Raw genomic sequence first — 23,101 nt, 5'->3', positions numbered from 1 at the left:
AATTATGAATATGTCATGCAACCTGAACTGGTCCAAGCGCTGGAAGAAATAGGATGAGAGCAGTAACGATTAGACAGACAAGCACTGTGCACGGATCACCCTTCAGCGGGGTTACACCACCAGCACCTTGGCATGTTTTGCTCTTCTTTGGCTGCAGTTGAGAGAATATTCATTCCCACCTGCCCGGCCATGTGTTCAGATCTCCTTTTCATAGAACAGGGTAATTAATCTGCTTCATTCCTATAAGCTCGTAGACCCCTTTCAGGTTGTCTGTGGTGGGCTTGTCTTCACGAAGCCAGCGAACCGATACACCGAGATAGCAGGCCCACAGAACGCCTTTCTTGAATAGCCGCCATTGGCGAGTCTTTGCCATCACTTCGATATATTGGTTCACGAGCAGGTACTGGTACTCACCGGCTGTGTACTTGGCAGCGTCGAACGCTTGCTGGTAGTGAGTCGCAGCAGACGCATAGTCTTCGGCGCGATAACAGACAACACCCCGCAACCAGTGCAGAAGCCAGGTGAGTCGCTCAGCCACCTCCGCCTGGTTCATGTCCTCCTCAAACGCATCAATGGCCGCCGGGTTGAGCTCAGGATCCTTGCGCTTCGATAGGCCACGCTTGATCAGAGGCACAATATCCACGGGGGGAGGTTGACGCCAGCGAGACACGACATCCACAGGCACTTGTGCCACATAAGACCCATATCTACTCTCGTTCCAATTCACAATTAATGGATCAGGTTCGCCTGCCGGACTTGCATGATGTCGTAAAATTTCCGCGGCGCTTTGACGTTTTGCCTCAAAGAAAGCCCAAAAATTAGGTGCCATCTTCAGCCCCAATAGCATTTGATCATCCTTGTCTGGTTCGGGGCCTAGCTGCGCCTCATATTCCCGATAGAAGTCTTCGAGTTCCTCGTTCATCCAGCTGGCATATAAACGGATCTGCTCACAGAGTTCGTCCAGGAAGTCCTGGCCATACGCTTGGCTAATAAGATAAGTAGCCATGGTTGCCATTCTAGCAAGGGCCGCATGGGTAATAATGGCATCTTGCAACGGCTTGTCGATCGGGTTGCCGACAGCCTCCTGCACCTCGAACGATTCTTTCAGGTTCTGCAGCAAGTGTCCCAAAGAAGGTATGTGCCCGCGTTGATGCCAGTTCCTGGCAGTTTTCTCGTTTTGCCACTCTCTGGGTTTGGGGTCTTGTCCTTCGGGGGTGGGCTGCCTGTGGAAGTTCACCAGGGTATGACCGCAGGATTCATAGGCCCAGTAAAGCACCTTGCTAAGCGGCGATACTTGGCGCCCTGCTTTTGTGGTTGGCAGGAACCAGAAGGGATCCGACGGCCGGATGGGTTGAACGACGAAGCCCAAATATTTCAACCACTCCCTCGTCAAGGAACGCGTGCCTTCGTCAGCCAGGTAAGTCACCAGCAAGAACCTGATAGAGTCACGCTTGCTCATGAAGGTACCTTGGGTTGTAACCAGAGACGCATATAGGCCATACAAATCATTGATCAGGCCTGTCAGCTGACGTTCCCGTACCGGACAGCGGATATAAGGTTCCAGGCACTCCGCCAACAGGGTAAATAACTTCTCAACATTAGGCTGTAGCTCGCCCTGCTCCTTCGTCAATCGCTGAAGGCGGGTCTGAATGGTTTTCTTCTGTTCTTCGGCAAAGCCGGTTGGCCCCTGTTGATTCTCTTTGGTTCGCGGCATAACTCCGGTGATGTCGAATAAAATTTTCACCACATCACCGAGGGTAGGTAGAGCGTATCGAGTCATGGCATCACTTTCCTAGGTTCTAGGGAACTTCCCTGTCCCCCATTGCTGTTATTTTTTGTTAGAGGTGCGACTCTCTTTAATTTGCTTGCCGCGGTTCCCGTTGGATTTGGCATTCTTGATGTTTTGACCAGTTGTGCCTGTATTGCGGTTCAGTGTATCGGCACGGTCATTCAGTTGCGCGCGGGTCTTTTGGCTTGCCATAAGGTAATCTCCTGTGAGTGTGTTGCAGGAGTCAGGCTATCGCCCCTTTGTGGCCCTGGCGAGGTCAAAGTTGGCGACACGTTTTTAAATGGCCGGACATGCAACTACTAACACCACGATGACTAGGGCCCATAGACCTGGTCATACGTCATGCCTTCCGTGCGGCCAATGACATACAATTCAGCTCCGCGCTTAAGCTTTCTATGCTGAATCAAGGCGAACCGAGGGCTTCTTGGAAATAGCTTGCTCCGTGGCGACAACCTACCCAGCGTCCGGTGCGGAGCGATCCTGACCTTGCCAAACGTGCGGTGGCACAGGCATGCGATAATGGCGGCAGGCCGTGAGGAGGATAGGGATCAGACCTATTCTCACAGCACTTACTCGCTCATGCAGTGGATGCTCTTCCATCACGCGATTAAGTAGACTAAAAACGGCTTCTAGTGAGTCATTGAGTGGCAGACCTGGTACCGACAACCCGTGATCTCGATCACCATCCCAGAAAACTTCATCCGTTCGTCCATCAGGAACCCAGATTTGGTGCGTCATGTGCGGAGCGTGTTCTAACAACGTGCTACGCAAGCGCTCTGCGCGTTCCTGATCTCCGATCATCGCAAGCCAAGCGAGTACGAAGGTGTAAAGAATCCCCGCGCGCGTATGCTCTTCGAAGTATGCGTCGCTACGGTCTCTAGGATGAGCTAGGACGTCTCGATAATCTGTCTTCGGCGTCGGATAGTGCTGCCTACTCATGAGCCCATTGCACAGGTGATCGGACATGCCACGGATGTAGTCGGCGACGTTGGAAAGTCGGCCGCGCACGTCTGCAAGACGCATAAACAAAGCCAGTTCGATCGTGAAATCGTCGCGAACGGGGACGGCAAGCGCCGGGTTCGCGTTCAGCATCCCGATCGCTATGTTAAGCACCTTATCCGCCCCTTCACTCATTGCCTGCGCAATCGCCTCGTCCTGCGAGGCACTAATGGCCTCCAGCCATAGTCCATGGAGAGACAACCTCCCCAGCGTCTCGAACAGCGCGATATTGATGTCGACCGCGTTGCGTGAATTTACGGCCATTGAAAGCGCGTAGCGCTTATCGGCGAACGGCCCAATTTTCTCGACAAGAAGAAGGTTGGCGATGATGATATGAAGTTGTAAGACCTGATCGAAATGAGCCAGCCGCTCCTGTTGCGTCGTCCCCTTGCGCAGACGGGTATTGTCGCAGTACGGCCAGCTACGTAGCAGCACCAGTTCAGATGCTCGATACGCTGCCTCGAGGTTACCAGCGTCGCGAGCCCATACGAAGAGTATCCAAAGGCACAAGTAGGCTTTGCGTAGCTGGCGTGTCCGCTCTGCCTGGTTCTTCGGCTCAGTGAAGATGGCATCGAGCAAGTCACGGAAATGCCGATAAGCGACGTCGGGCTGATCAAGCATCGCTAGCGCCTTCTGAAACACTCCCCGGTTCTCGCTCTCAATTAACTCTGCCCGGAGCATGCCGCTTAGGATCAGATCCGCGAGGCGATCTCCGTTCCACTCGGCGAAGTAAACGTTAGCCTTCTCGTTCGCCCGGCAGAAACCGCTCCACTGGGCACGAACATCCTCGCGCATCTCGCCACCCATGCAGACACAAATGACGATGGGCAGATCCGTAAGGTGGGGAGGGATGCGGTTCGGGATGTAGTCATCCAGAACTTCGTTCAGCGACGGCCGCACGGCCTGCTGACCAGTATCCCAATGCTCTCGTGTCAAATCGCCGGACTTGATTGTGAACAGAAACAGGCTTCGAGTGCCATTGCGATCAGGGTTGGGGCCGATTGCAGCGACGTCGACACCAGATTGCCGTGTGCCACGACGTGGACGGGTTAGAACTTCGAACCCACTCTCGGCCAGAAGATCGGGCAAGATAGCGTCAAGTTCGTCGCGCTCACGCAGCGAGCGCAGATAGTGCGTCACGACAAGTTTCATTGTTGTTCTCGCGGCTCAAGCTTGAAGTGGAAAAGCATGTGTTCGAGGCCAACCGGGTCAACAATATTAAGGAGGGGCAACTCGGACGAGACCGAGAACGATTTCATCTCAATCTCGGTGAGATGCGTGGCGCCCTCACCAGTATGAATCGGCGTCAGCGAAGAGCGGCCATAAAGGATGTATTGCTTGGAGAAGATATCCTCAAAGATAGATCTCCGACTTTCCTGCTCCATGCCTCGTTCCATCCTCTCGTTCCACTGAGCACGCTCTACCTCACGCTGCATTTCGCTGGGGTGCAATTCAACCAAACGTTCAATACCCTCCATCGCATCCTGAAATGCAGCCTTTCGTGCGAGCAGTTCAGTAATACCTGAGCCGTTCGCTCCGCCGTCTTCAACGTAGCGTTCAAGGTAGCTCTTCAAATTGCCACCATAGCTCAGGAGCAAGGGATCGTAGATCAGATTGAGGACATCACTGGCGATATCCTGAGACCCATCGCGAAGTACCGCTAAAGGTATGGCGACCGCTGCCAGCGGATCGATAAAGAACCATCCGACAGCCTTGCGACAGAGAAACAGCTGGTCTGATGGGGTTGGTGGCAGAGACGACGTAGGGATTGAGAAGGGTGGATCCTCGTTCCCAACACTGCACACTTCATTCGCCACGCATTTACGAGTGTGTACTCCCCCATTGAGCAGCCAGTACACAACCGCACTACCAAGCACCTCAGCGCCTGCATGCGTCAGCGCGTGGTACGCACTCTGGAACGCGCTTAGTGTAATCTGCCCCTTTGAACGATCGATCAATTCACCAAGTAGTCGGATCACCTGTTTAGCGCGCCCATCTCTCACAAGTTGGTATGAGGCATGATCAATGTGCGAAATGGTTACAATATCGTCTGGGTCAACATCTGCAACGGTATAGAGACACAGGTCTATGACGTTCTCTGTGAGGCCTTCTCGATAACGCCACAGGAGATCTGCCGCCAAGTGAATCGCAGATGGGCTCTGCGTCTGAAGGACCCGTTCGAGTTGTTCGTCGAAACTGGCTGGTGCATATACTTTTCGCTTTGCAGCAGCGCGGTAGCCCGCTTCAAGGGACCGAAGGGCGGTGCCCTCATCGTCGCTAGACGCTCCTTGAAGCAGTGTGTCGAGTACCTCATGATAGCGTTCACCCAACTCCATGGCACCCAAAGCCGAGATGGCTGCGAGTTTCGCCTCCCGCTCATGTGCTCGCGTGAAAAAGAGGCCTTCCTCAACATCAGCATTCATTAGGAGAACCATAAATAGCTGCCGCAGTGCGAGGTTATTACCGGCACGTGCTGCCTCGTAGACCTTGGAAGATCTAGCTGGATCCTTTTTAGTCCATTCTCCAAAAGCGGTACTCGGGCCGCCAGCAGCTAGATCGTGGCCCCCTGTATCCAGCAAGCGCGTGATGAAGGCAAGAAGGACCTCCTGATCTACATTCAGAAGAGGTATCAGATCGCATAGAACATGCTGGACGAGGAAGAAGCGCCGTCCCTCCAGCTCTGCCAGTGCATCTTCGGCATGGAGATCAATTGGTGGCGCATCGATAGCGTTCAATATGGCCGCGAGCGCCTCGACCAACGCAGAGCGGTTATCGTCTAGACGCCGGAACTCTCGATCCGCAATAGCACGAACCAAGCCGCGTGTACGGAGCTGCATAGCCAATTCCGTCTCGTCTACCGGTGTCTCCTCTGCTCCCATTGGCCCCCCATTGGATTCTTTGTTTCCAAAAGAGCTTACAAGGCTCTATAAGTTGATGAAACGCCCCCAGTCTACTTCGTATTCAATGGTGCCACATGAGAGCCTCACTTCTACTCAACTGTCGCGGGTGGCTTGCTGCTCACGTCGTAGGTCACGCTGGAGATACCCTCCATCTCATTGATGATACGGTTGGAGACTTTCTCCAGCAGCTCATACGAGAGATGCGCCCATCTTGCGGTCATTAAGTCGATGACTCGGCAGCGCGCAGGGCGTCGGGAAAACGCACCTCGCCGTGGCATTGGCGGTGAAAGCGGCAGAAGCTGGCCACCGGGTGCTGTTCATGACCTTGGACCGGCTGGTCAGCACGCTGATGAGTGCCCGACAGGAAAACCGCCTTGAGCGACAACTCCGGCAACTGACGTACCCGAATGTCTTGGTATTGGACGAGATGGACTACCTGCCAATGACGCGCGAAGAAGCGAGTCTGTTCTTCCTCTTGATCAATCGGCGGTACGAGCGGGCCAGCACCACTCTCACCTCGAACAAGTCGTTCATGGACTAGGGAGAGATCTTTGGCGACCAGGTCATCGCCACCGCGTTCCTAGATCGGCTGCTGCATCATTCGACCACCCTGAACATCAAAGGCGAGAGCTACCGACTGAAGGACAAGCGACGCGCCGGACTGGTGACGACACCAACGTCGAAGGAGAACGAATCCTCAAAAGAACCGAAACCTGAAGCTGTTCCGATGAAAGAGCACTGACAAAAACCGGACAATCTGGAGTGATGAAAAGCGGTACAGCGATTTACTTCGCAGACCCACATAGCCCATGGCAGCGGGGCTCCAGCGAGAACACCATGAGCTGGTGCGGCAGTATCTGCCAAAGAGCACTGTTCTCTTCGTCTACAGCCAGTAAGAGCTCGACGATATCGCCGACTCTCTGAATACGCTACCGCACAAGACACTGGACTGGCGAACGCCGCTGGAAATCTATGCCGATGAGCTCAGGGAATTCGTCGGTTGACCGAGCACTATTCAATAGCATTGCGCTTGGAACTTGAGACCGCTAATTTTAGCCGCTAAAATTCTCACTAACTTATAAACTCACCAACATCTTGCTTTAACGATGCAGACAATATAAAAACTTTGCTCAATATTAATATTATATTTCTACAGGGGATAAATTGTGAATATCAAAGGATTTTCAATAAATAGAAACTTATGGGATGACTTAAGAACTTGTCAGCAAGAGAGTATAAAAAAAGCTTTAAGCTACTTAAAAAAACCGCTTACTGAAACTGATAAGTCTTGTTTGGTCAGCTTACCTACAGGTGCTGGAAAGTCTGGTGTGATTAGTGTCATCAGCCATAAATCCTCTCAAAAAAAGGTTCTTGTACTTTGTCATCGAAGGGCTGTTTGTGATCAATTGCATTCAGAGATAAATGGTAAGTTTTTTAGCGAACGCGCGGAAGGTTCAAGCATTACATTAAAGCATGCTTTTGATGATATCAACGACTTATCAAAAAATGGCATTTATGTATCAACATTTCAAAAGCTACAAAAATTGAACTCTATAGAGCTAGAAAAACTGAAGAAAGAAATTGACCTTATTATTATTGATGAAGGTCACTCTGAACCCTCTCCCGTTTGGCGTACTCTTGTAAGGGGAATGAATGCTCATAAAATTGTCATCACAGCAACACCGTATCGCAACGATCTATTTCAATTTGATGTTTCAGCGGACTTCAGCTACATCTACACCTTTGAAAAAGCACTTTTGGACAATGTGCTTAAAGAGCCTGAATTTGAATCTATTGAGCCTCAAAGCTTAAGCACTTTTATTCGCTCATTCTTAACTAAAAATCCTAATACAAAATGCATCATAAAATGCAAAAACATAAGTGACATTGAAAGTTATTACAACCAATTAAACAGCGACTTCAATATACTGGCTATACACGACCAACTTAAGCAAGACCCTCGCAGTAATGTTAAGTCAGCCGTACCTGCCAACTTAAAAAACTCTCAATATGAAGTCATCATTCATCAACGAAAGCTTGATGAGGGTGTTGACATACCCCAAGCAAAGCTATTGATCCTAACTTACAATGTTAATAGTGGTAGAGAGCTTGTACAAACAATTGGCCGTGTCGTTCGAATATTTTCTGAAGTCGAACCCAAAGTAATAGAGATAAACAGCAATTCAAATCATCAAATGTGGCAGAACTATCGCCTATTTGATGCATCCCTTAATAGTGATAGCGCTGTAAAAAAATTCATCCTCTCCTTAGATGCAAACAAGTTAATAGAGCTTTATCTAGAGGCTTTTCCCGATTCAAGTTATTATGGCAATCGCTTTTTGAGAAAATTTGATCTTAACGAATTTGATCCAGAGTCCTCACTAAATATACCAACAGCATCTGTTTGCTTTTTAAACACAACCGAGGGATTTAGTGTAGAACTTCTATCAGACATGTTGTATTGGCGATGCCATAATAACGGAGAGCTTGCAAAGCAATTTAACACACAGATTGGTATTTATATTATTGGCTCCATAGCTTTCAATCGCTCTAAATTCTTGAAAGAGCATTTCTTTTTCGAGCCATCCTTAGAAATAACTATTATTAAAGAGCTATCTAATAATATTGTCGCAATTTACGATAGCAGAGGACGACGCCTTAGCAGAGATAAAGAATTAAAACTTGGCTCTGCAGTACCACAAGAGAATTTATTTAAGATTCTATCTCTTGGCGAATCCTCAACTACTAAAGAGGCCAGCAGCAAGTCTGTTAGTTCGGCAAGGAGACGCCCTGATAGTATAGCGATTAAGGGACAGAACCTGGATCAAATGGCAGATCAACAAGCCAACTCCTCATACAGAATTTCTACTGCAAGATTAGACACTTACGACATAATGCAAACAAAATCTGGTAGCTATTACGTAGGGGTTGACTCAGGGCGCATATCAGACCAAAAAGAAAATTCATTCAGCCTGCATGAATTAAATGACTGGTTAGAAACAATGAACAATGTCCTTGCTGGAGACTCATTAGTTAACAACCCTCTCATCGACTCTTATGCAAAGCCAGTTAACATAGACACTAATGTAAATGTTGAAAGCGTGATATTTGACTTCAGCGAGTTCGAATCACCAATAACAATCTCAATCGATGGTTCAACTCATACCATAGACAATGATTTCTTGCATAGGAATTATGAAGATGGATTTCTGCTACTACCTGGAGTTGAGGAGAGTCGAATAGTAATCGAGCTTCGTAATGAAGAACCATACCTGGACATGAACCCTGATCAGCCAATTTTTTATTCTATAAATGAACATGACGTTAAAAAAGAAAATATTGTAGAATTTCTAGCTGAACACCTCCACAAAGCTTTGTTGGAAAATGGAATTGGGTATTCCCAATATAAATTCTATCAAACAAAACTTCCCGTCGAACACTCTTTCAATTTTGATGAATCAAACCTAGCAAACGTGGTCATTGGGCTTCCTGAATTACTAGGGGAAAACCTAGATGAAAAGGGTTACAAGAATAAAGTATACCAAGTTGTAAACCAGAATTTCAGCACAGAATCAATCTTCTATCTATTAGATAAGATTAAAGCCAATGGAATGGACAACCCAACACGTGCCGACTTAGGACCTTTTTCCCCATATATTCCCAATGCCGATCTAGTTCTAAACACTGATATGGGTACTGAGCCTGCCGATTTTATTTTGTCATCTAAGAACAAACTTGTGTATGTACACATAAAATGTGGTGACAGTCCAAAAAAACCACAATCTTCAGCTGGTGCACTTGCTGAGGTAGGATCTCAAGCAATCAAGAACATGGAAATGTTGGTAAGTGGGAACGAATTGCTAAGACCAGGGAACTGGAACTTACTACTTTCAGCTTGGCCCACAGCGGGGGCAGAGCAATTGATGTATGAGAGGATCAGGTTGATTAACGGAAAATCCTATACCACCAGTAATTCTCAAGATAGGCAGCAAAAGCTGAACGAAGTCTGGGACGTAGTTTCCCAGAGACGCCGCTCGACAGCAGTTCGTAAGGAAATATGGATTGTTTCCGCAAATAGTTTTTCTGTAGGGCACTTTAAAAGTCAGCTATGGCTTGGTCAAAATGCGGCCAGTGAGACATTACAAGCTTACCAATTAATTAATAGCTGGATATCGACAGCGCACATCAATGATGTGGAGCTAAAAATATTTGTTTCTCCATAAATTCAAAACAAATTTTTAAATGTCGAGTCACAAGTATCTCTGCTGGCTCGACATTTCTAAAGGCAAGCATCTTGTCTAGAAAAATACATTAAACTGGTTGTTTTAAGCAATAACGTTAAAAAGATTGAGCTTGCAGTCTATAACCGTTTAAACTGTCCACTCATCAATCATGTCAGCCCAGTCTTGCAACATCGATGTACGCTGCTCTCGATACTCAGCTTTGTTATAGATCGCCCTCACTCCCTTTTGCTCATGTGCCAGGCATTTCTCTATCCAGTCGGTATTGTAGCCAGCTTCATGGAGCAAGGTACTCGCTGTGCGCCTCAGATCGTGGGGGCCAAACTTGGCAAGCGGTTGCTCTTCTTTCTGAGCCAGCTTGTACGTCATTGTCATGACTCGATTGAGTGTGGCACTGCTCATGGGTACGTCAGAATCGTAACGCGACGGCAAAATATAATCCGATCCACCGGAGAACGTCTTCAAAGCGATGAGGATGTCCATAGCTTGCCTGGATAGAAACACCAGGTGAGGGTTTCGCCGCTTCATCCGTTCTTTGGGGATCGTCCAGAGCGCTTCGCTGAAGTTGATCTCACTCCAGGTGGCATTCGTCAGCTCGCTTTTACGCACCATCGTCAACAACAGTAGCTTTACCGCAGCCCGGATCGATGGGGATGTACCAATACGCCCCATGTACTGGTACATGATGCTGATTTCTTCGGGCGTCAGGGTTCGATCTCTCGGCTCAAACCTGGCAATGCTTGCTGGCCGCACCAGGTCTGCCGGGTTCTCAACCTTCTGGCCTCGCTCAGTGGCCCAGCGGTATACCTGGAGTACAATCTCACGCGCATGAACCGCCGTAGCAGGCGCACCGCGCTCTACAATGGCGTCGGTTAGTGCTCGCAAGTCCTCGTGAGTGATTTCGGTCAGCTTCTGATTGCCGAATTTCGTTTCCAGCTCTCTCGTATAAACCGAGCGGCGCATATCACGGGTAGAGTCGGCCATCTGGTAGCCACGTAGCCACTTTTCCGCCCAGGCACCAAAGGTTTCAGCCCCTTTCACACGCGCCTTGTCTCTGGCCTTCTCCTTCGCTGGCGACTTCCCATCTGCGACCATCCGTTTGGCCTCACCTAGCCGCTCACGGGCTTCTGCCAGAGTGATGCCCCCAACGCCGTAGCGGCCAAAGGTGATTGTCTCTTACCTGCCATGGATCGAGTAGTTGTAACGGAATGAGATGGAACCGGCAGGGTGACAGCCACGTAGAGGCCGTCCCGGTCATTCACCTTGTAGAGTTTATCCCTCGGCTTGAGGTTGCGCAGCTTGGTATCGGTCAGCAAGAGTCTTATCCTTCTTCGATTCCGATACCATGCTGAAAGATCACCCAAAAATAAGGCGACAAAGCCCATAAAAACATGGGCTTATTGGCAATTTATTGCCGGGTAGTGCCAGCTAGCGCCTAACGCTTATTCACTCCCACTCAATCGTCGCGGGCGGCTTGCTGCTGACGTCATACGTCACGCGGAAGACGCCGCTGATTTCGTTGATGATGCGGTTGGAGACCTTCTCCAGCAACTCATACGGCAGGTGGGCCCATCTTGCGGTCATGAAGTCGGTGGTTTCGACGGCGCACAGGGCGATGACCCATTCGTAGCGGCGGCCGTCGCCGACGACGCTGACGGATTTGACCGGCAGGAAGACGGCGAACGCTTGGCTGGTCTTGTGGTACCAGTCAGCGTTGTGCAGTTCTTCGATGAAGATGGCGTCGTCTTCACGCAGGATGTCGGCGTACTCTTTTTTGACTTCGCCGGGGATGCGCACGCCGAGGCCCGGTCCCGGGAAGGGGTGACGGTAGACCATGTCGTAGGGCAGGCCAAGTTCGTTATTCATCACGATTGCATTTGATATTTTCTTCAAGCGCTTCTAGGTCTTCCAGATCTTCTGCATCCGCTTCCAAGGCTTCTGTCTGGCGTCGGTGAGCATCAAACTCGCCATAGCGCTCATGGGCAATGGCCTTAGCTCCTTGGGCACTGATAGTGCCGGCCCCATCCAGAATAGGGCGTTCGCTGAAGTCCAATCGGCGGTCGACATTGCGACGCCAGTAATCCAGCGTGAGATCTTTACGTTCTTTGGCACGCAACTCGGCCTGTTCCAAGAAGATCACCACCAGCCGGTTAAGCGTATCTACCTCATCCGCGGTCAGATAGTTCTTGGCTATGGTCACGTCCTGCTTGCGCACCCGAGTGCCTTGCCAAGTGGTGAGTGCCATGTTGAGCTCATCGGGATTGGCACGATTCACGACGATTTCGGCTGCGGTCTGCTCAGTGACGGCATACAGCAGCTTGTTCTGCACCTCAGCAAAGAAGCGATGAGCATCGCTATCATCGGTGTGTAGTCACTGCTCAGGGCGAATAGATCGCGAACCTTCTGATAGAAGCGTTTTTCCGAGGCGCGAATATCACGGATACGCGCCAGCAGTTCATCGAAATAATCCCAGCCACCTGGCTCTTTCAAACGCTCATCATCCATGACGAAGCCCTTGATCAGGTATTCGCTGAGGTTGGCTGTGGCCCATTGACGGAACTGCGTTCCTCGCGGAGAGCGCACCCGATATCCCACTGCCAAGATCATCGGCAGACTATACCAGTTGACTTTATAACGCTTCCCGTCAGACGCAGTTGTCAAGGATTCCTTGACAACTGCCTCTCGAGATAACTCGCCTTCTTTCAGTATGTTACGAACGTGCAAGCTTACATTCTGCTTCGACGTCGCAAACAGTTCGGCAAGCTCAGCCTGGGTCAGCCATACGCTCCCGTCCTCGGCGCGTAGGTGTACGGCGCTACGTCCATCATCGGTCCGGTAGAGGATCAATTCCCTGTTACCCATGAGCCCGCCCTATCGAGGTAAATACCAAAAGCCCGCCTTTTGGCGGGCTTGATAGATTAGCAAAGCCTGGCTTTCACTCCCACTCAATCGTCGCGGGCGGCTTGCTGCTGACGTCATACGTCACGCGCGATACGCCGCTGATCTCGTTGATGATGCGGTTGGAGACCTTCTCCAGCAGCTCATACGGTAGTTGGGCCCATCTTGCGGTCATGAAGTCGATGGTTTCGACGGCGCGCAGGGCGATGACCCATTCGTAGCGGCGGCCGTCGCCGACGACGCCGACGGATTTGACCGGCAGGAACACGGCGAAGGCTTGGCTGGTCTTGTGGTACCAATCAAAGTTGTGCAGTTCTTCGATGAAGATGGCGTCGGCTTCACGCAGGATGTCGGCGTACTCTTTTTTGACTTCGCCGAGGATGCGCACGCCGAGGCCTGGTCCCGGGAAGGGATGACGGTAGACCATGTCGTAGGGCAGGCCGAGTTCGAGGCCGAGCTTGCGCACTTCGTCCTTGAACAGTTCGCGCAACGGTTCGACCAGCTTGAGCTTCATGGTCTCGGGCAGGCCGCCGACGTTGTGGTGCGACTTGATGACGTGGGCCTTGCCGGTCTTGCTGGCGGCGGATTCGATCACGTCCGGGTAGATGGTGCCCTGGGCGAGGAAGTCCACACCCTCGATCTTGGCGGCTTCACGGTCGAACACATCGATGAAGGTGTTACCGATGACCTTGCGCTTGGCTTCGGGGTCGGCCTCGCCTTCCAGCTTGCCGAGGAATTCGTCTTCGGCGTCGACGCGGATCACGCGCACGCCCATGTGCTGGCCGAAGGTTTCCATCACCTGGTCGCCTTCTTTCTTGCGCAGCAGGCCGTTGTCGACGAACACGCAGGTCAGTTGATCGCCGATGGCCTTGTGCAGCAGTGCGGCGACCACGGAGGAATCCACGCCGCCGGAAAGGCCCAGCAGCACGTGGCGGTCGGCGACTTGCTCGCGTACGCGCTCGCAGAGGTCTTCGATGATCTGTGCCGGGGTCCACAAACGCTCGGCCTGGCAGATATTCAGCACGAAGTGTTCGAGAATGCGCTGGCCTTGCAGGGTGTGGGTCACCTCGGGATGGAACTGCACGCCGTAGAAGTGCTTCTCTTCCCAGGCCATGGCGGCAATCGGGCAGCTCGGCGTGGAGGCCGTCACGGTGAAGGTCTCCGGCACCTGGCCGACCTTGTCGCCGTGGCTCATCCACACGTCGAGCAGCGCACGGCCGCTTGCGTGATCGACATGATCCTTGATGCCCGAGAGCAGCGCGTTGTCGGCGTCGATACGCACCTGCGCATAGCCGAATTCCTGTTTTTGCGAGCCTTCGACCTTGCCGCCCAGTTGCTCGGCCATGGTCTGCATGCCGTAGCAGATCCCCAGCACCGGCAGACCCATCTCGAACACGCATTGCGGCGCGCGCGGTGAGGCGAGTTCAGTGACGGATTCCGGCCCCCCGGCGAGGATGATGCCGTTGGGATTGTACTCGCGGATCTCTTCTTCGCTGATATCGAAGGCGCGCACTTCGGAGTAGACGCCGATCTCGCGCACGCGGCGCGCGATGAGCTGGGTGTACTGGGAGCCGAAGTCGAGGATCAGGATCTTATGGGCGTGAATATCTTGCATGAAAAGGGCACCGCCGTTGTGGACTCAAACGTCGAGGCCTGGATCATTGCCTCGAAAATCGAGAGGGAAGACTGAAGAAGTAAGAGGCGGTATAACCCGCCTCTCTTTTCTTCCCTCTTATCTCTTCTATCTTCTTACTCAGATATCAGCCCGCCCGGTAGTTGGGGGCCTCTTTCGTAATCTGCACATCGTGCACGTGCGATTCGGCAAAGCCCGCGCCGGTGATCTTCACGAACTCCGGCTTGGTGCGCATCTCGTCGATATCGTGGCAACCGGTGTAGCCCATCGAGGCACGCAGGCCGCCCATCAGTTGGTGGACGATGGCGCTCATCGCACCCTTGTAGGGCACGCGGCCTTCGACGCCTTCCGGCACCAGCTTCTCGACGCCGGCGTTCTTATCCTGGAAGTAACGATCGGACGAGCCCTGAGTCTGGGACATGGCGCTCATGGAGCCCATGCCGCGATAGGCCTTATAGGTACGGCCTTGATAGAGCTCGATTTCGCCCGGGGCTTCCTCGGTGCCGGCCAGCAGCCCACCGATCATCACCGTGCTGGCCCCGGCGGCGATGGCCTTGGAAAGGTCGCCGGAGAAGCGAATGCCGCCATCGGCGACCAGCGGGATGTCGAATGGCTTGAGCGCGTCGGCCACGTCGGAGACGGCGGAGATCTGCGGCACCCCGACACCGGCGACGATACGCGTGGTGCAGATCGAACCGGGGCCGATGCCAACCTTGACGCCATCCGCGCCGGCTTCAGCGAGCGCCTTGGCGGCGGCGGCGGTGGCGATGTTGCCGCCGATCACCTGCACCTGCGGATAATGCTCCTTGACCCAACGCACGCGCTCGATGACGCCCTGGGAATGGCCATGTGCAGTATCCACCACCACCACATCGACGCCCGCCTCGGCCAGCGCGGCGATGCGATCCGGCGTTTCCGGCCCGGTGCCCACGGCGGCGCCGGCCAGCAGACGGCCATCACCGTCCTTGGCGGCGTGCGGATAGGTGCGCGCCTTCTCGATATCGCGAACGGTGACCAAGCCACGCAGGCGGAACTGATCGTCGACCACGAGGATCTTCTCGATGCGATGTTCCTGCAGCTTGGACTTGATGATATCCAGCGAGGTGCCTTCGGGCACGGTGACCAGCTTCTCACGCGGGGTCATGATTTCCGCCACGCTATCGCCCTTGTCCGGACGGAAGCGCATGTCACGCCCGGTCACGATGCCCATCAGGGTGTCGCCCTCGACCACCGGAAACCCGGAATAGCCGTACTCGTCGGCCATCTCGAGCAGATCGGCCAGCTTCGCCTTGGGACTCACGGTCACCGGGTCCTTGACGATCACGCTCTCGTGCTTCTTCACCTTGCGCACTTCCGCCGCCTGCGCCGCGATGGTCATGCTCTTGTGGATGATCCCGATGCCGCCTTCCTGCGCCATGGCAATCGCCAAGCGGGCTCCGGTGACGGTATCCATCGCGGAAGAAAGCAGCGGAATGTTGAGGTAAAGGTCGCGCGTCAGGCGGGATCTGAGGCTGACATCCTTGGGCAGGACGTCGGAATAGCCGGGGACGAGTAAGACATCATCGAACGTAAGAGCTTCTTGCGCTATACGTAGCATGTTGCGACACCTGTGGGGGAAGCGGGTGCGGGGAAGATTAATCCGCCATTATAAACCTCTATCCCCCTCCTCTCAACGTTGAGAACGTTTGTCAATGCGTCCTTGGGGCGATGGCCTCGTCGTCCTCGCAGGAAGGAATTCACTCCCGGCATCCAAGCCAATGCTCTACTTGCCACGCAGTAAGTGTACACATAGACTATTTTAAAATAGTGTTTGCGTAGACTTAATGGACCAAATCACCGCCCGAACCCGGCTCGACGACTGGGACCGTCAACATCGGTATGTATTTACCCTGTCGGACCTAGCCAAGATTTTTCCCGAAGACAGCCCGAAGGCGCTGCAGGAGGGAATCAATCGGCTACGTCGTCATGGCATGCTCGAAGCAGTCAGTCGCGGCGTGTATGTCTACAAGCTGTCACGGCACCATGACGCCGATCTACTCGAACGAATCGCCAAGGCCATGCGCCGCGGCGAGTACAGCTATGTCAGCCTTGAGTCCGCACTCTCGGAATATGGTGCGATCTCACAGATCCCTGTTGATCGGCTGACGGTCATGACCACCGGCCGCAAGGGCGAGTATCGAACCCCTTATGGCACCATTGAATTCACCCACACCAAACGATCCGTTCCCCAGTTGCTCGACCGAATGCGTGACGTAGGGCGCCCCTTGCGGCTGGCAACGCCCCAAGCCGCCTGGGCAGATCTCAAGCGTGTCGGGCGCAATACCCACCTTGTCGATGAAGCGAGCCTGCCGAATGAACACTGAACGCGCCAACTTCGACGAGCTAGTCGCTCGAGCGATGTCCCAGCCCGGTCGTGTTGCCATGCGCCCGGTCATCGAGAAGGAGCTGCTGCATCTCGACATCCTGTTCGCACTCGAGCGGGAACGGCTTCTGGATGGGCTGACCTTTCAGGGAGGAACATCTCTTCGCTTGTGTCAGGGCTCACCGCGCTTTAGCGAAGACCTGGATTTCGCCGGCGGCTGGGATTTCTGCAGCCAGGATCTGGCCCGCATCCGCGCATGTGTCGAGGATTACGTCAGCAATCGCTATCAGCTCGAGGTCAGCGTCAAGGAACCGAAGCAACTGCGGGAAGAACCCGGCTACCGGGATATTCGCGTCGACAAGTGGCAGGTTTCCGTAGTCACGGCGCCGGCCCGAAAGGACATTCCCAAACAGCGCATCAAACTGGAAGTGGCCAGCATTCCTGCGTATACGCGGGAGGCGCATGCAATCCAGGTCCACTACCCTTTTCTGCCGGATGGCTACGATGACTTGCTGGTCGAGACGGAAAGCCTGGATGAAATCATGGCGGACAAATTGATCTCGCTGGTCAACACAAAGAAATATGTGCGGCATCGTGACATCTGGGACCTGGCATGGCTCAAGCAGCAAGGGGCGTCTCCCAATGTCGAGCTTATCAAGCGCAAGATTCAGGACTATACCGTAGAGCACTACCCTGACCGAGCCATAGATATGCAATCACGCCTGGTCGGCATTGTGTCCGGCACGGCCTTTCAGGACGAAATGAGCCGCTTTCTGCCTGCCGAAACCGTCAACCGAACGATAAGGAACCCCCGCTTTTCCGACTTCCTCGCCCGCGATATCACGGCCATGCTGAATCAGGTGGTCACCGCGCTTGAGGGCCCGGCACCGGGATCGCCCAACCCGGAGTTCACCCTCTAGGAAACATTGCTCGAAAAAGCTGCCTGCCACCTGGCAGACATGTCTAAGCGCGGCTCCCACGGCTTCGGCCTGTAGCTTGAGAGAATTCATCCCCGATAGCCGCGTCACCATAGCTCGCGGCCACAATGCTAGACTGCCCCCTCTTCCAAACTTACCCAATCTTGCGAGGCCTGCGATGGACGACACTGGCACCCCCACCGCCCTGTCCGTCAGTGAACTCAACCGCCAGGCCCGCTTGATGCTGGAGCGGGGCTTCGGTGAGTGTTGGGTGGAGGGCGAGATTTCGGGCGTGGCGCGTCCGGCGTCAGGGCATATCTACTTCACGCTCAAGGACGATCGCGCGCAGTTGCGCTGTGCGTTCTTCCGCAACCGGGCACGCTTGATGCGCGCGACGCTCAAGGATGGCGACCGGCTTCGGGTACGCGGACGCGTGTCGATATTCGAGCCGCGTGGCGATTATCAACTGATCGTCGAGGCGGTGCAGGCATCGGGAGAAGGCGAGCTGCTGGCGGCGTTCGAGCGGCTCAAGGCGAAGCTTTCCGCCGAAGGTGTCTTCGTCAACGCGCGGCCCCTACCCTGTCCGCCGCGCCATCTGGCCATCATCACCTCGCCCACCGGCGCGGCGATTCGTGATGTGCTAGCGGTGTTGCGCCGCCGTTGGCCGGCGCTGGAGGTGACGATCTTGCCCGTGCCGGTGCAGGGCCGTGAGGCGCCACCGGCGATCATCCGCGCCATCGCCCAGGCCAATCAACGCGCCCAGACGCCGGAAGACACCGTCGATGCCCTGCTCATCACGCGTGGTGGCGGCAGTCTTGAGGATCTGTGGGCGTTCAATGATGAGCATCTGGCGCGGGCGATCCATCATTCCCGGTTGCCGGTGATGTCGGCGGTGGGACATGAAGTCGATGTCACGCTGGCGGATTTCGCCGCCGACCAACGCGCGCCCACACCCTCCGCCGCCGCCGAGCATCTGGTCCCCGACTGGCACGAGCGTCAGTCGCAACTGCAAGCCGCCGAACGCGACCTGACACGCGCCATGCAGGCACGGCTGGAACGCGATGGCCAACGTCTCGATCATGCCCGGGCGCGGCTGCGCCATCCCGGTGAGCGCCTGGCCGAGCAACGTCGGCGCCTGGAGAGCTGGGAAACGCGGCTGCGCCTGGCCATGCGGCGGCGGCTCGACCGCGAGCATCAGCATCACGAGACGCTGTCGCGCCGCGTGGAGCGCCAGGACCCACGCCTTGCCATCGCGTCGCTAAAGCAGCGCCTGACGACCCTGGAACGTCAGCTACATGCCGCCCTGCCTCGCCGGCTCGATCAATCCCGGGAACGCCTCGAAGCGCTGGCGCGCGAACTCAATGCCGTCAGCCCGCTGGCGGTATTGGGGCGCGGTTATGCGATTCTCGAGGATGACGAGCGCCACGTCGTGCGCAGCGCCCATGACACTCAACCCGGCCAGGCCCTCACCGCGCGACTCGGTGAGGGGCGGCTCAAAGTGGAAGTGAAGCGGCGCTTCAAACGTTGAACACGCGCCTCAACGCTGGGCGCGGCGCGGCGGGGTATCGTCGTTCTGCGCCGACTGCGGCTGCGTGCTGGGCTTGAAGCTGCTGGGTTCCAGTTCGTGCCGGGATAGCAGCTTGTAGAAGTCGGTGCGGTTGCGCCCGGCGATGCGTGCGGCCTGGGTGACGTTGCCTTCGGTGATCTTGAGCACCTTGACGAGATAGCTGCGCTCGAAACCCGCGCGCGCCTCGTTGAACGACGGCAAGGCGTTTTCCTCGGCCGCCAACGCCTGCGCTACCAGCGCTTCGGGAATGATCGGCGAGCTGGTCAACGCCACGCACTGCTCGACGACGTTGACCAGTTGACGCACGTTACCCGGCCAGGCGCTGGAGGCCAGCAGGTTGAGCGCTTCCGAGGAAAAGCCTTTGACGAAGGGCTTGTGGCGTTCTGCAGCCTGCCCTACCAGATACTTGGCCAGTAGCGGCACGTCTTCGGCGCGTTCCTTGAGTGCCGGCAACTTGAGGTTGACGACGTTGAGGCGGTAGTAAAGATCCTCGCGGAAGTCGCCTTCGTGCATGGCGCGGTCGAGATCGCGGTGCGTGGCGGAAATGATGCGCACATCGATAGGCACCGAGGTGGTCGAGCCCAGCGGGCGGATCTGGCGCTCCTGCAGCGCGCGCAACAATTTGACCTGCAACGTCAGCGGCATGTCGCCGATCTCATCAAGGAACAAACTGCCTCCATCAGCGGCGAGAAATAGCCCTTCGTGCTGGCTGACCGCGCCGGTAAAGGCGCCCTTGGCGTGGCCGAACAGCTCGCTTTCCAGCAATTGCTCGGGCAATGCGCCGCAGTTGATCGCCACGAACGGCTTGTCGGCGCGACCACTGGCCTGGTGGATGGCATTGGCGAGCAGTTCCTTGCCCGAGCCGGAAGCCCCGGTGATCAGCACGCTGACATCGGACGCCGCCACCATGCGCGCCTGCTCGAGAATGCGCTCCATCTGAGGGCTGCGGGTGATGATCTCGGCACGCCAGGCATCGTCACCGGCGCCATGCGTGCCCGGTGTCTGCGATAGCGCCTCCTCGATGGCGGCAAACAGCTCGTCGCGGTCAACCGGCTTGGTGAGGAAGCTGAACACGCCCTGACGCGTGGCACTCACCGCGTCAGGAATCGAGCCATGCGCGGTAAGAATGATCACCGGCATGCCCGGCGCGCGGCGCTGCAGTTCGCGAAACAGCGCCATGCCGTCCATTTCATCCATGCGTAAGTCGGAAAGCACCAGGTCCGGGCGGTCCTCGGCGAGACATTCCAACGCCTGCCGCCCACTTTCGGCGGTGGTTACGCGGTAACCTCGGCTTTCCAGGCGCATGCCCAAAAGCTTGAGGAGGCTGGGGTCGTCATCGACCAGCAGAATATGGGCGGCGGCGTGCTTCACGTCTTTCTCCTTGGACTCATTCGCGCCGTCATGGCGATTGCTCATGGCGCGAATTGATGCTCTGTTCGATGGCCGTCAAGGCGTCGAGTTTTTCGGCGAGTTCGTCACGCTCCCGGCCGAGCGCCTGGCGGCGCGATTCGCTCTTGGCAAGCTTGGCGGCCAGGTCACGACGACGCTCGAGACCGTTGAGCCACTGTTGCAACAAGGGCTGTAAACGGCTCGGTGCCGACGAAATCTCTGCCTTGTACAGTTCGGACGCCTGTTCCCAGCCATCGCGATCTCCCCATGCCAGCACCGTGGCACGCGCCAGTTTGAGATGCGCTATATCACCATTCAGGCGCGTCAGCATGGTGCTGCGCCACTCGCTGTCACCGCGCTGTGAGGCGAGCCCGAAGGCGATCCAGTCATCCACCAGGCAGACATTGTCAGCCAACTTGGGGATGTCACCCTTGCAAGAGGTGACCGGGGCTGCCGGGGGGGACGTCTCTTGCGTCATCCACTGGCACCCGGTCAGCAGCGAGCCAGTGCACAATGCCACTAGCAGCATCCGGATGTTCATGCGTTCGAGTTCCTTGCGTTTAGCGCCGGTGTCGTCGTAGCCGGCGTCGTTATGGAAGCGTCGTCGCCATCGGCTCCTTCCTCCGGCGGCGTCACTTCAGGCAATGTCAGTCGGAAGCAGACCGGGAAGGTGTCATCCTCGACCAACTCCAAGCGTCCATTTTGAACCCTGGCGCAATCGGCCGCTACTGACAAGCCGATGCCCGATCCCTTGAGAGCGCCCTGGCGCCGCATGCGACCTTGATAGAACGCCTCGAATAGACGTGCGCGGTCGCTGTCGTCGATGGGCTCGCCGGTATTGGCGACTTCGACCACCAGCCATGACGCATGTTGCAGGGCTCGCAACGCCAAGTAGCCGCCATCCTCACCGTAAGCAATGGCATTGGAAATAAGATTATCTAGAATGCGCGCCGTGCGCTCCCGATCCGCCCGCCAGGGCAAGGGCGTATGCCGGGGCCAGTCAACGTGCATGCCCTTCTTGTCGAGCGCCAAGCGGTGCTTGGTGAGCACTTCCTGGATCACCGTGACCAAGTCGAAACGCGTCACTTTGAGACCGCGACTGTGCTGCATGAGATTGTAGTCGAGCAGCTGCTCGATCAGGGCCTGAAGTTCCTGACCACTGACATCGATCAAGCCGACGATTTCCCGCTGACGCTCGCTTAGCTCGCCGACCACACCGTCGGAAAGCAGCGCCGTGCCTTCCCGCACGCTGGCCAGCGGCGTCTTCAACTCGTGTGACATATGGCGCAGGAACTGTTGCTTCTGTGCCTCCAGTTCGGTGAGACGACCGGAAAGCCATGTCAATCGCTCACCCAAGCGGACCAGCTCCGCCGGGCCCTGAATATGCTGCGGCGAGGCCGGTTCCATGCCGCTTCCCAGGCTGAAGATCCGCCGCTCGAGCTGACGGATGGGACGAATGATCAGCCAGGTGAAGATCAGCATCAGCCCCAGGCTGACCGAGACCAACGCGGCGGTCTGCATCCATAGCTGTGTACGCACGGTGCTGGCGCGCTCGCGAATGTTCTCGATGCGCGCATCGATGAGCGTGTTTATCGCCTGGCGTACATTTTCCGTACGCTCCGAGAAGTCGCGGAATATCGCCAACCGGGCGTGGAATTCGTCAGCCGGCAGTTGCGTTAGCTCATTGAGTTGATGCAATTGTTCACGCAATCGCGGGATATCGGGGTTGTCGGGCAGCAAGGGGGCGAGCGTATCGAGCAACTCCGCGTAACGTTTGGACTTCTCGTTGTAGATACTGAGCAACCCCTCCTGCTCGAGTACCGCGTACTGGCGCGCGCTGCGCTCCATTTCCAATGCCAGATTACTCAAGGTGCGGGCGCGGCGGGTCTGCTCCACCGCCTGGCGCGCGCTGACATCGGCCAACGACGAAAGCTCGGACAGGGCCTGGCCGGCCTGGAACATGAGCACGGCAATCGGCAGCATCACCATCACGAAGGCGAGCAATACCAACTGCAACAATGAACGGGGACGCCAGCGGCGGGAGACCTGGGTGGCCATGAGCGCGATTCTATGCAGGAAGAGGGTGGATGCCATGTCAGCTTATCCGCATAGGATAACAGAGTTGCGTTCGCATGCCGGTTTTCGCATCACCGCACCGGTTGAAAGCATGGGGAAAGTCCCGTCCAGGCCATGCACACTCGTCACATCCACCAGATACACGACAGCTTCAGCGAGACGCGCAAAAAAGTGGGCCGGAAGATCCGGCCCAAGGTACGCAGGGAACTGAAGGGTCAAGTGAACACTCTCGAACATCCACCTGGCTGAATTCTCGAGAGTGATCGAGGGGCTCGAAAGCCCACGAAGCCATGAGGTCCAGACATTGCCAGGAAAAGGCCCCCATGTTGA

At 55.3% G+C, this 23,101-nt stretch carries 13 protein-coding genes and 6 pseudogenes; 6 read left to right on the top strand and 13 right to left on the bottom strand.

Features of this window, described 5'->3' with window-relative positions; genetic code table 11:
• Positions 1 to 208 precede the first annotated feature (208 nt).
• From RVY79_RS12070 to RVY79_RS12050, 5 genes and pseudogenes are all read right to left on the bottom strand, one after another.
• Positions 209 to 1,780 carry a hypothetical protein gene (locus RVY79_RS12070; RefSeq protein ID WP_317464436.1) on the bottom strand — a complete coding sequence of 524 codons (1,572 nt, stop codon included), beginning with the start codon at positions 1,778 to 1,780 and terminating at the stop codon, positions 209 to 211.
• 48 nt (positions 1,781 to 1,828) lie between these two features.
• Positions 1,829 to 1,981, bottom strand: coding sequence for a hypothetical protein (locus RVY79_RS12065; RefSeq protein ID WP_317464434.1), 153 nt, complete (start codon positions 1,979 to 1,981; stop codon positions 1,829 to 1,831).
• 261 nt (positions 1,982 to 2,242) lie between these two features.
• Positions 2,243 to 3,940, bottom strand: coding sequence for a hypothetical protein (locus RVY79_RS12060; protein ID WP_317464433.1), 1,698 nt, complete (start codon positions 3,938 to 3,940; stop codon positions 2,243 to 2,245).
• Positions 3,937 to 5,625 carry a hypothetical protein gene (locus tag RVY79_RS12055; RefSeq protein ID WP_317464432.1) on the bottom strand — a complete coding sequence of 563 codons (1,689 nt, stop codon included), beginning with the start codon at positions 5,623 to 5,625 and terminating at the stop codon, positions 3,937 to 3,939. The genes RVY79_RS12060 and RVY79_RS12055 overlap by 4 nt, the downstream gene beginning before the upstream one ends.
• A gap of 152 nt (positions 5,626 to 5,777) precedes the next feature.
• A pseudogene (locus tag RVY79_RS12050) lies at positions 5,778 to 5,918 on the bottom strand (hypothetical protein); the annotation flags it as partial.
• A 17-nt stretch (positions 5,919 to 5,935) separates the two neighbouring features.
• Here RVY79_RS12050 and RVY79_RS12045 point away from each other — a divergent pair.
• The 3 genes and pseudogenes from RVY79_RS12045 to RVY79_RS12035 form a co-directional block, all read left to right on the top strand.
• Positions 5,936 to 6,430: pseudogene (locus RVY79_RS12045) on the top strand (ATP-binding protein); the annotation flags it as partial.
• Between the two features lie 29 nt (positions 6,431 to 6,459).
• Positions 6,460 to 6,692, top strand: a pseudogene (locus tag RVY79_RS12040) (transposase); the annotation flags it as partial.
• Positions 6,693 to 6,854: 162 nt separating this feature from the next.
• Positions 6,855 to 9,911, top strand: a complete 3,057-nt coding sequence (locus RVY79_RS12035) for a DEAD/DEAH box helicase (RefSeq protein ID WP_317464431.1) — start codon at positions 6,855 to 6,857, stop codon at positions 9,909 to 9,911.
• A 147-nt stretch (positions 9,912 to 10,058) separates the two neighbouring features.
• Here RVY79_RS12035 and RVY79_RS12030 read toward each other — a convergent pair.
• The 5 genes and pseudogenes from RVY79_RS12030 to guaB form a co-directional block, all read right to left on the bottom strand.
• Positions 10,059 to 11,245: pseudogene (locus RVY79_RS12030) on the bottom strand (tyrosine-type recombinase/integrase).
• 130 nt (positions 11,246 to 11,375) lie between these two features.
• Positions 11,376 to 11,786, bottom strand: a pseudogene (locus RVY79_RS12025) (GMP synthase (glutamine-hydrolyzing)); the annotation flags it as partial.
• Position 11,787: 1 nt separating this feature from the next.
• Positions 11,788 to 12,791, bottom strand: a pseudogene (locus tag RVY79_RS12020) (virulence RhuM family protein).
• A 73-nt stretch (positions 12,792 to 12,864) separates the two neighbouring features.
• Positions 12,865 to 14,442, bottom strand: a complete 1,578-nt coding sequence (gene guaA, locus RVY79_RS12015) for a glutamine-hydrolyzing GMP synthase (RefSeq protein WP_317464430.1) — start codon at positions 14,440 to 14,442, stop codon at positions 12,865 to 12,867.
• A 145-nt stretch (positions 14,443 to 14,587) separates the two neighbouring features.
• On the bottom strand, positions 14,588 to 16,057 hold the full coding sequence (gene guaB / locus RVY79_RS12010; protein WP_317464429.1) for an IMP dehydrogenase: 1,470 nt from the start codon (positions 16,055 to 16,057) through the stop codon (positions 14,588 to 14,590).
• A 226-nt stretch (positions 16,058 to 16,283) separates the two neighbouring features.
• Here guaB and abiEi point away from each other — a divergent pair, with 226 nt between their 5' ends.
• The 3 genes from abiEi to xseA all read left to right on the top strand — a co-directional run bounded on the left by abiEi (position 16,284) and on the right by xseA (position 19,267).
• Positions 16,284 to 16,823: a type IV toxin-antitoxin system AbiEi family antitoxin gene (gene abiEi / locus RVY79_RS12005; protein WP_317464427.1), complete on the top strand. Its 540-nt coding sequence runs from the start codon at positions 16,284 to 16,286 to the stop codon at positions 16,821 to 16,823.
• Positions 16,813 to 17,742: a nucleotidyl transferase AbiEii/AbiGii toxin family protein gene (locus tag RVY79_RS12000; RefSeq protein ID WP_317464426.1), complete on the top strand. Its 930-nt coding sequence runs from the start codon at positions 16,813 to 16,815 to the stop codon at positions 17,740 to 17,742. Before abiEi ends, RVY79_RS12000 begins: the two co-directional genes overlap by 11 nt.
• A 175-nt stretch (positions 17,743 to 17,917) precedes the next feature.
• Positions 17,918 to 19,267, top strand: coding sequence for an exodeoxyribonuclease VII large subunit (gene xseA, locus RVY79_RS11995; RefSeq protein ID WP_317464425.1), 1,350 nt, complete (start codon positions 17,918 to 17,920; stop codon positions 19,265 to 19,267).
• 9 nt (positions 19,268 to 19,276) lie between these two features.
• On the opposite strand, the gene glrR is transcribed toward xseA, so the two are convergent.
• Genes glrR through RVY79_RS11980 form a run of 3 tightly spaced genes read right to left on the bottom strand, consistent with a single transcriptional unit; the run spans position 19,277 to position 22,789 of the window.
• Positions 19,277 to 20,677: a two-component system response regulator GlrR gene (gene glrR, locus RVY79_RS11990; RefSeq protein ID WP_317464424.1), complete on the bottom strand. Its 1,401-nt coding sequence runs from the start codon at positions 20,675 to 20,677 to the stop codon at positions 19,277 to 19,279.
• A gap of 28 nt (positions 20,678 to 20,705) precedes the next feature.
• The gene (locus RVY79_RS11985) at positions 20,706 to 21,236 is read right to left on the bottom strand and encodes a hypothetical protein (RefSeq protein ID WP_317464423.1); all 531 of its coding nucleotides are present in this window, start codon (positions 21,234 to 21,236) and stop codon (positions 20,706 to 20,708) included.
• Positions 21,233 to 22,789 (bottom strand): sensor histidine kinase, encoded by a 1,557-nt coding sequence (locus RVY79_RS11980; RefSeq protein WP_317464422.1) that lies wholly within the window; start codon positions 22,787 to 22,789, stop codon positions 21,233 to 21,235. The genes RVY79_RS11985 and RVY79_RS11980 overlap by 4 nt, the downstream gene beginning before the upstream one ends.
• Positions 22,790 to 23,101 lie beyond the last annotated feature (312 nt).

Source organism: Chromohalobacter sp. HP20-39, from assembly GCF_033052815.1.
Lineage (GTDB): Bacteria > Pseudomonadota > Gammaproteobacteria > Pseudomonadales > Halomonadaceae > Chromohalobacter.
The sequence above is the reverse complement of the archived record's forward strand: the minus strand, read 5'-3'. Positions and strand labels throughout refer to the sequence as shown.